Annotated in this window: 5 protein-coding genes and 1 pseudogene; 1 reads left to right on the top strand and 5 read right to left on the bottom strand. The window is 69.9% G+C overall.

Annotation, left to right across the window (positions count from 1 at the left end; all coding sequences use genetic code 11):
- Positions 1–206 precede the first annotated feature (206 nt).
- The 5 genes from RZ84_RS27230 to RZ84_RS27210 all read right to left on the bottom strand — a co-directional run bounded on the left by RZ84_RS27230 (position 207) and on the right by RZ84_RS27210 (position 4,953).
- A complete protein-coding gene (locus RZ84_RS27230; protein ID WP_043266630.1) occupies positions 207–1,130 on the bottom strand; it encodes an LLM class F420-dependent oxidoreductase in 924 nt (307 codons plus the stop codon).
- A 612-nt stretch (positions 1,131–1,742) separates the two neighbouring features.
- On the bottom strand, positions 1,743–2,198 hold the full coding sequence (locus tag RZ84_RS27225) for a DUF6099 family protein (RefSeq protein WP_043266628.1): 456 nt from the start codon (positions 2,196–2,198) through the stop codon (positions 1,743–1,745).
- A 523-nt stretch (positions 2,199–2,721) separates the two neighbouring features.
- Positions 2,722–3,078: a nucleotide pyrophosphohydrolase gene (locus RZ84_RS27220; RefSeq protein ID WP_043266626.1), complete on the bottom strand. Its 357-nt coding sequence runs from the start codon at positions 3,076–3,078 to the stop codon at positions 2,722–2,724.
- Positions 3,075–4,508, bottom strand: coding sequence for an AAA family ATPase (locus tag RZ84_RS27215; protein WP_043266624.1), 1,434 nt, complete (start codon positions 4,506–4,508; stop codon positions 3,075–3,077). Before RZ84_RS27215 ends, RZ84_RS27220 begins: the two co-directional genes overlap by 4 nt.
- A gap of 55 nt (positions 4,509–4,563) precedes the next feature.
- Entirely contained in the window at positions 4,564–4,953 is a 390-nt protein-coding gene (locus tag RZ84_RS27210; protein ID WP_043266622.1) for a cell division protein SepF, read from the bottom strand.
- 370 nt (positions 4,954–5,323) lie between these two features.
- On the opposite strand from RZ84_RS27210, the pseudogene RZ84_RS27205 reads away from it, so the two are divergent.
- Positions 5,324–6,091, top strand: a pseudogene (locus RZ84_RS27205) (CorA family divalent cation transporter).
- The last annotated feature ends 40 nt before the right edge of the window (positions 6,092–6,131 follow it).

Here is a 6,131-nt window from a genome sequence, read left to right as displayed (position 1 = left end):
CCCCCCCCGCCCCCGAGCCGTCGCGCCCCACCACCACCCACGCCCCCACCACCCAGACTCCCCGCCTCCGCCCCCGCTCCCGGAACCCGTCTGCTCCAGGGCTGGCGCCGCCGCCGACTCCCCACTCCCCACTCCCGGCTTCCGGCAGCGCCGCCCGTACCCTGGCCCCGGCCCGGCCGACTCGACTCAGCCGGGCCCTGCCGGGCTCAGCTCAGCTGGGACTGCACCTGCGCGGAGATCAGTTCCAGGTGGTCCAGGTCATCAAGGTCCAGCATCTGCAGGTAGACGCGGGACGAGCCGATGGCCGCGTACTGGCCGATCTTGTCGACGACCTCGGCGGGCGAGCCCGCGAGGCCGTTTGCCTTCAGTTCGTCCACGTTCCGGCCGATGACCGCGGCCCGCCGTGCCACCTCGGCGTCGTTCTTGCCGACGCAGGCCACGAGGGCGTTGGAGTACACCAAATCGTCTCCCCTGCGCCCGGCGGCTTCTGCGGCCGCCCGCACCCGTCCGAACTGGCGCTCACTGTCTTCGAGCGAGGCGAAGGGGATGTTGAACTCGTCTGCGTACTGCGCCGCGAGCCGCGGAGTACGCGTCGCACCGTGTCCGCCGACCAGCACCGGTACCTTGTGCTGGGCGGGCTTGGGCAATGCGGGCGACTTCTCCAAGTGGTAGTACCTGCCGTCGTAAGAGAACTCCTGTCCTGTTTCGGTGGTCCACAGGCCGGTGACAATCGCCAGTTGTTCTTCCAGCCGCGCGAACTTCTCCTTGGGGAACGGAATGCCGTATGCCCGGTGCTCCTCCTCGAACCACCCTGCGCCGAGGCCGAGTTCAACCCGCCCGCCGGACATCTGGTCGACCTGGGCCACCTGGATGGCCAGCACGCCCGGCAGCCGGAAGGTGCCGGCCGTCATGAGCGTGCCGAGGCGGATGCGCCGCGTCTCACGGGCCAGGCCCGCCAGGGTGATCCATGCGTCCGTGGGGCCGGGCAGCCCGTCCGCGTTCCCCATCCGCAGATAGTGGTCGGAGCGGAAGAACGCGTCGAAGCCGAGGTCCTCGGTGGCCTTGGCCACCCCGAGGAGGGTGTCATAGGAAGCGCCTTGCTGAGGTTCGGTGAAGATTCGTAGGTCCATACCTCCATCCTGCACGCTGAGCTGCGGACCAACCGCCGGCGCGTGTCAAAGCACCAGGTCGGGTCATGCCGGTGTGCGTAGTGGGTTTACGCGTGTGGGTCGTGAGCACGAGTCATGAATGGCGTTCAGAGTCATCTTCACTGTTCGGGGGGCCAGCGCGACGAGGCGGGAACCCGTCTGCCGCAGGGCAATTGCCGATCGTGCGAGATGTGGCACATCGGAGGACGGCCCCAGCGCGCAGGCCGGCTGTGGGCGCGAAGGCAGCGGCAGTGGGATGGGCGGTGGCGCCGGCGCCGGCGAATGAAGCACCGCCTGCGGTAACGGCAGTTGCTGTGGTGGATCGACACGCGTGGAACGACACCGTGTGGGTCGGCACCGTGGAGACCGTGAGGACGGTTTCGATCAGGAGGACGGTTGAGGCCGGTGGCAGCGGCCAGGGGGCTGCGGGGAAGGAGCGGGCTGAGCGCGGCCGTTGCGGGTCACGGATGGCGGGTCACGGGTGATCGTGCGCTGCCCGGGGCGAACCGGGTTGGCGTGATCAACCCGAGTGTCGGGGCCGTGACGCGCCGACGTCTGCCGGCGGGGGCGGCCGGTGAGCGGCTCTCCGCTCCATCAGGCCAGATGACGCTCGCGTACCTCCAGCTTCTCCAGTATCCCGGCGACGTGGTCCCTGGATTCGTCGGCGGTGTCCATGGCTTCCACGCAGGTCCAGTACATGCCCTCCTCGTCTGCCGAGATCACTACTCCCACCAGTGCCTCGCACACCTCTCGCAACAGTTGGCACAGGCCGGTCAGAGCCGCCTTGACGTCGCGTATTTCGGTCAGTTGAGCCGCCCGGAGCCCGCCGGTGGTCGCTGTCGAGCACAGCAGTCCCCCGCTGAACCGCCCGCCCGCATCACCCAGCCCCCGAGCTCTGGACCGCACTTCGTACGGACCGAATATCGCGAGATGGCTGCCTATCGCTTCCGCCAAGGCTTGCGCCTGCCATGCCTCGACGATCACGTCATGGACCGAGTTCGCCTGCGCCAGGTCGCGGCGACTGGCCGCGATGATCCGCACCGCGTCCATCTGCCCCCTCCTTCCTTCTTCCTTCGCATGCACCCCGCACTCCTTCCACTACCCAGCGTGAGGGTTAACAGCCAAAAAAGCCAGGGGAATTCGCAAATCTGTGGACAACCAAGGCGCTGTGGAAAGATCCATAACTCCGGAGAGTGATGACAGGCGGTTTCGGTGCGATCGGGACGCGGCCTTGGCTCCACTTCGTCCGCTTCGCTCCCCCACACGTCATTCAACTCCCGCCCCGCTCACGGGACGCAGCGCGCCACCGCTGTCTCGCGGGACACTCCCGCAGCGCCGACCACCATGATCCCTTCAGCTGCCTCCCGGCACACGGGAGTTCACCGCGCGGGCGACGGATTGAGCCGTGCGGATCACGGTGCGACCGCGCGGATCAGGATCAGGCGGCCCGGCTCGGGAGCGATCGTCCCGCGGCGGCGACCGCACGCCGACGGCGACGCGAGCCGGGCACCGGCACACAAACGAAAGGGGCGGAGCCGCCGCCCCACCCGCCGGTCCATCCGTCGGAATCCTGCTACTCAGCATCCCGCGGCCGGTCCGGCGGGGCCTGGCGGACTGCCGGGAAGCGCGTCTCGTTGCGCTCGATCTTCGCGGCCAGCGCCGTCAACGCGTCGATGCCCAGCGCCTGGCAGAACTGCAGCAGATACGCCAGGACATCCGCGACCTCGTCCTCGACCCGGGCAGCCGCCTTCGGGTCGGACATCACCTTCACCGACTCCTCCGGTGTCAACCACTGGAAGATCTCGACCAGTTCCGCAGCCTCGACGCTGAGCGCCGCGGCCAGGTTCTTGGGCGTGTGGTACTGCTGCCAGTCCCGGGCAGCCGCGAACTCGGCCAGGCGTCGCTGCAGGGCATGAAGATCCTCGCTCATACCCCTAGGTGTAGCACCTGTACACCGGGCAGCCCTTCGGCGACCGTCGGATCCCGTACCGTCCCCAGGAGCCGGACATGGCCGCGATCGGCCATCCGCACGGCCAGCGACACCAGCTCGCGGGCCTGTCTGCGATCCATGCAGCGGTCCATTCCGTCCGCCATGACCGTCATCTGCTGCTGCGCCGAGGGGATCTCGCCGGCGGGATCCATGGCGAGCACCCCGGGGCCGGTGAGGAGGACCAGCGCCAGCGCGAGGAAGCGCAGTTCGCCGTCGCCCAGCTGCTCGACGGGCATCTCACCGAGGTCCCCGCGGTCGAGGACGGCCTGCAGGGCTTGCGGCCCGTGCGCCGTCTGCCCGGTCCGGGTGCCCGCCGCCCCGCCGTTTCCGGGACCTGCCGGGGCTGCGGCGGTGCCGGCCGCCGCGGGGCCCGGCTGCCGGGGCACCGCCCGCAGTCCGTCGACGGGTCCGGAACAGGCTTCCCGCACCGCCGCAACCAGGACGGCATGCCGGCGGGCGCATTCGCGGCTCGTACGGTCGAGGACGGCGGAGAGGTTGTCACAGGACGACCGCAGTCGGCCTTCGTCGCGCTCCTCGTCGGCGTCGCGGGCCCAGCCGCTGGCGTCACGGCTGCCGCGGACGGCCTTGCGTCCACGCGTGCCCGCCGACCTGCCGGCCCCAGCCGACCCGCCGGATTTCCTCGATCGGCCCGATGTGCTCGTGCGTGATCCGCTTCCGCGTCCGGCGCCTCCCCCACCTGACGCACCGTCCGCGGCGGAGCCGTCCTCCGCACCCGCCGCCGGCCCCCGCATGGCCTCCGGTCGCGGATCGCACACAAAGGCTGAACGCAGTGCGACCACGACTTGTTCCGCCGCGGCCAGGACCAGTTGCTGGCCGGCCGTCTTGCCCGCGACGCGCAGCGGCAGCAGGGAGGTGCCGAGCCGGTCGTCGGGGAGTGGCGCGCGGGTCACGGGGGTGGCGCCGGCGGTGTGCCAGGCGGCTTGCACGGCGGGGCGGGTCGGATCGGTGAGGGCGGTGGTGAGGAGTGTCTCGCCGCCGCCGATCAACCGCTCGCCCACGATGCGGAGTTCGGGTTCGGCCTGCACCGCGAGGTCGAGCTGGACCGGGCCGGCCGGGCCGTCGACCGTGCAGCCGATACGGAATCCGCGCCGCCCCTGCCCGTCGGGGCGTGCGCCCGCAGGGACGCACGCGGTCGCTCCGCCCGCCACCACCCCGACGGCTCGTGCCAGCGGTTCCCCGCTGCCGAGCCGGGCGAGGATCTCGTACGCCTGCAGCGCACTGGACTTGCCGCTGCCGCTCTCGCCGCTGAGCAGGGTCAGCGGACCGAGCGGGAGGGTGACGCCGCGATGGGCCTTGAAGGCGGACAGCCGTAATTCGGTGACCGCCGGTCGTGCACTGCCAGTGTCCATGGCTGGACGCTATGCAGCCACCCGACCGGAGAACCGTTACACCCAACTGCTCTTCCTACGAATGGGGGACGCCGCCCGCCGCCGCTTCCGCCACCTCGGTTCCGACGGGCGCCAGCAGGAACACGTTGGTGTCGACGCGGTGCATCCCGCTGCCGAGCCCGAAGACGACCCCGCTGGAGAAGTCCAGGATGCGCTTGGCCACATCGGCATCGGCACTGCTGAGGTCCAGGAGCACCGGGAGTTGCGCCATGAGGTACTCGGCAACCTCACGTGCGTCCGCGAAGGTCTGAACGCGGATGACGATGAACCGCCGTGCCTCCTCTGTGGGTTCGTCGTCGGGGAGGGCTCGGTGGTCGGGCCAGGAAGGCCATTCGCTGCTGCCGCGAAGCGGTACGACCTCGGCGAGCCCTTCCCACTGCTCGTCGGTGGCATCGGGGCCGTTCACCGAATCACCTCATCCAGAGGGGCGCTGGCTATCTGCGGTATCTGCATCGCACGATTCTAGAGATAAACCTACAAATGTTGGCGGATGCGACACACGCGGCGCCGCAACCTCCCCCATCCTGCACCATGGCCCCTGACCAGTGCAGACACCCTGGGCAGATCTCCTGCGTCGAGCTTCTGTGTGCCCGTTCATCCTCTCTTGTGACGGAGGCGGGTGCCGCCATGAGCCCGAACGACCCGGCCACCGGCTGCCGCGTGGCCTGCGCGGTCTATGCGGTCTATGCGGTCTACGCAAACCGTCCAGGAGCCGGCCCGCCGCGCCCTCGCCTCCGGGGCCGCGGCCGTACCCGATACCCTGGAGTCCTTCACCGATGCCCCCAACAGCGCCATCAGTGCGGCCCTGTACCGGGACGGACGGCACGTCAGCAGCCATGACACGCTCGCCGACACCGTCCGGCAGCTGCGCGCCACCCCGGACTCGGCGGCCTGGATCGGTCTGTACCGCCCCACTCCCGTCGAACTGAGCACGCTCGCCTCGGAGTTCGACCTCCATCCACTCGTCCTTGAGGACTCACTGGAGGCCCTTCAGCGGCCCAAACCGGAGCGGTACGGCGGCACCCGATTCGTCGTAGCGCGGAGCGCTACCGGGACGTCACCGGAGAGGTGGACTTCGGCGTGCCGCACGTTTTCGTGGGCCGCGGCTTCGTCATCGCCGTGCGGCACGGCGGCGCGCCCGATCTCTCCGCCGTCCGGAGCCGCATGGAGGGCAGTCCGGAGCTGCTCAAACGCGGCCCCGAGGCGGTGCTGTACGCGATTCTCGGCGCCGTGGTCGATGGCTATGCGCCAGTGGTCGCGGGCGTCCAGAACGATATCGACGAGACCGGGACCGAGGTATTCGGCGGCGGTCCGCGGGCAGACAACGGAACGCGTGGACAGCTTCCGGCAGGCCCCCAGAACATTCTCACCGTGAACGCGACGCCGGTGAACCAGCGGCAGCACGCCGAGATGCCGGCGTTGGCGGAGGTGTGCCGGAACCGAACTGGGCTTTCGGCCGCCCCTGCGCGATCGGCGCGATCGGGCTGACGGCCGTGGTACGCGTCAGTCTGTACGCCATTTCCAAGCGGCGCGACTGGCTTTGAGTCGCCGGCCTGGAGCCGGCGCCGCTGCTGGTCGGTCATT

The sequence above is a fragment of the Streptomyces sp. CT34 genome, assembly GCF_000805335.1.
Lineage (GTDB): Bacteria > Actinomycetota > Actinomycetes > Streptomycetales > Streptomycetaceae > Streptomyces.
Note: the sequence above shows the minus strand (reverse complement) of the source record. Positions and strands in the feature narration are given on the sequence as shown.

Excerpts from the sequence above, each read along its gene's own strand:
- RZ84_RS27230 (WP_043266630.1), bottom strand. The coding sequence starts at position 1,130 with ATGGACCTACGAATCTTCACCGAACCTCAGCAAGGCGCTTCCTATGAC.
- RZ84_RS27225 (WP_043266628.1), bottom strand. The coding sequence starts at position 2,198 with ATGGACGCGGTGCGGATCATCGCGGCCAGTCGCCGCGACCTGGCGCAG.
- RZ84_RS27220 (WP_043266626.1), bottom strand. The coding sequence starts at position 3,078 with ATGAGCGAGGATCTTCATGCCCTGCAGCGACGCCTGGCCGAGTTCGCG.
- RZ84_RS27215 (WP_043266624.1), bottom strand. The coding sequence starts at position 4,508 with ATGGACACTGGCAGTGCACGACCGGCGGTCACCGAATTACGGCTGTCC.